Raw genomic sequence first — 2449 nt, 5'->3', positions numbered from 1 at the left:
CGTGGATGGCCGGGACTTCGCCCGGCCATGACGAGAGCATGGGTGGAGCGCAACGGATCCAAGACATCGCCTTGTCCGCTTGTAAAGCAATCAGTGCACCTCGGCGAGATAGCGATCGACAAAACCCTTCTGCGCGCTCTCCATCTCGCCCCAGTCGACGCTCCTGGCACGCGCATAGTCGCTGTCCGGCAGGAACTTGCTCTTGACGGCCTCGGGCAATTCGATCGGGCGCGCAGGGCGCAGATAGGCGTTGGTCCAGATCGCCTGCCCCTTGTCGGACAACAGATAGTCCAGCACCTTCGTGGCCTTCTCCTTGTCCGGCGCATTCTTCACGAGGCCAACGACGTAAGGGAAGACCACCGAGCCCTCGCAGGGAATGACGAACTCGAAATTGCCCTTCTCCGAATATTTCGCCCGATAGGCGTTGAAGTCGTAGTCGAACAGGATCGGCATCTCGCCGGAGACCACACGGGCATAGGACGTCTGTTTCGGAACGATCGGATCATTCTTCTTCAGCTGCTTGAAGAAATTGATTGCGGGATCGAAGTTCGCGGAGGAGCCGCCGAGCGCGAGATTGACCGCGACCGCGCCGACATAGCCGACCGCGGCCGAGCTTGGATCGAGATAGCCGACCATGCCCTTGTAGTCGGGCTTCAGCAGATCCTTCCAGCAGGCCGGCACCGGCTTGCCGCCCAGCGCATCCTTGTTCACGAACAGGCCGAGCGTGCCGGAGTGGATCGTGGTCCAGGTGCCGTCCGGATCCTTCAGGCCGGCGGGGACCTGGTCCCAATTGGCGGGCTTATAGGGCTCGAGCGCGTCCTGGGCCTTGGCCTTGATGCCGAAATTGACGCCGAAATAGCCGATGTCGGCGACCGGATTGCTCTTCTCGGCCAGGATCTGCGCCAGCGCCTGGCCCGAGTTCTTGTTGTCATGCGGAATATCGTAGTGCAGGTCGGCCTTGATCGCCTTGAGCATGGAGGCCCAGTCGGCCCATTCCGGCGGACAATTGTAGCAGATGACGTCGGCCGCCTTGGCGGATTGCCAGGGTGCCAGAACCGCCAGCACAAGCAGGATCAAGGCAAAACGGACGGTCTTCATGACGCGAACTCCGGTTTTCTCAGGCAAAAGAGCGATGGGAACCAACTATAGGCCCCGCATGAAGGATTTGCGACGCGGGGTTTTTGCCCTGCAACAAAGCTGGGGAGCATGCCCATTCCGTTGCACGAGCATGACCTTTTCGGAAAACTGGGTCCCACTTTTCGTGCAGCTGGACGCCTTGTGGCCTGGCCGCGGTTACCCGTATCGTGGCGGCTCGCTAGCTGTGACAGAGGCCCCACAAGAAACGTCCGTTGGAATCGGAGAAACCCCATGAACCCACCCGTCAGTGCGCCCGCCATCAAGGTCGTCAAATCTGTCCGCGAACAGGTCAGCGCCGAGGAGTGGCAAGCCCGCGTCAATCTCGCCGCCTGCTATCGCCTCACCGCGATGTACGGCATGACCGAGATGATCGCCAACCACATCTCCTGCCGCGTTCCCGGCGAGCCCAGTCATTTCCTGATCAACCCTTACGGGATGCTTTATGAGGAAATCGATGCGTCCTGCCTGATCAAGGTCGACCACGACGGCAACACCGTCTTCAATGCCTCGGACTACGGCGTCAATGCCGCGGGCTTCGTCATCCACAGCGCCATTCACATGGCCCGCCACGATGTCGATTGCGTCACGCATACCCACACGCCGGCCGGCATGGCTGTCTCGGCGATGCAATGCGGCTTGCTGCCGCTGGCCCAGACCTCGATGCGGTTCGTGCACATCGCCTATCATGACTTCGAAGGCATCGCCGACGATGTCGGCGAGCGCGAACGGCTGGTCAGAGACCTCGGCGATCACGAGGCCATGATCCTGCGCAACCACGGTCTGCTGGTGGTCGGGCGCAGCATCGCATCGGCGTTCAACGCGCTGTTCCGGCTGGAGCGGGCCTGCGAGGTCCAGGTGATGGCGCTGTCCTGCAACACGAAGCTGACGATCCCCGCAAGCGAGATCCTGGAAAAGACTTTTGACAAGATGCGGCCGCGCACCGACAAGCCCAACCGCAACGGCGATCTGGCCTGGCCCGCGCTGCTGCGCAAGCTCGACCGGCTCGACACGTCGTACCGGGATTAGCCGGATCCGGTGGCCTGCCGGCGGGATTGCGTGAATCGCACTGTTTCTTGGGCAACTCAGTTGGTTGGTCCGTCGTCCCGGCCTCGAGCCGCGACCCATACCGGGCGATCTATCATTTGAGACCCGCCGTTCGACGCCGGTCGCCATCCACAAACGCCGGTGGTTATGATAGGGGTCGGGATCGACTTTCGCCGACCCCGCCCTCCGAACCGTACGGGCGGTTTTCCCGCATACGGCTCTCCAGTCGGTGGTTTCTTCATCGAGACTGTCTCGCTGCTTGCCAGGC

At 61.7% G+C, this 2449-nt stretch carries 2 protein-coding genes; one reads left to right on the top strand and one right to left on the bottom strand.

Translation table 11 applies throughout. The features are described from left to right. Positions 1–90: 90 nt before the first annotated feature. Positions 91–1098, bottom strand: a complete 1008-nt coding sequence (locus WCB02_RS13535; protein WP_423958731.1) for an ABC transporter substrate-binding protein — start codon at positions 1096–1098, stop codon at positions 91–93. Between the two features lie 270 nt (positions 1099–1368). Here WCB02_RS13535 and WCB02_RS13530 point away from each other — a divergent pair, with 270 nt between their 5' ends. Next, a complete protein-coding gene (locus WCB02_RS13530; protein WP_423958730.1) occupies positions 1369–2163 on the top strand; it encodes a class II aldolase/adducin family protein in 795 nt (264 codons plus the stop codon). Positions 2164–2449: the final 286 nt, after the last annotated feature.

The sequence above is a fragment of the Bradyrhizobium sp. genome (genome assembly GCF_049581145.1).
Classification (GTDB): Bacteria; Pseudomonadota; Alphaproteobacteria; order Rhizobiales; family Xanthobacteraceae; genus Bradyrhizobium.
Note: the sequence above shows the minus strand (reverse complement) of the source record. Positions and strands in the feature narration are given on the sequence as shown.

Coding starts and splice junctions, on each gene's coding strand:
- WCB02_RS13535 (WP_423958731.1), bottom strand. CDS start 1,098: ATGAAGACCGTCCGTTTTGCCTTGATCCTGCTTGTGCTGGCGGTTCTG.
- WCB02_RS13530 (WP_423958730.1), top strand. CDS start 1,369: ATGAACCCACCCGTCAGTGCGCCCGCCATCAAGGTCGTCAAATCTGTC.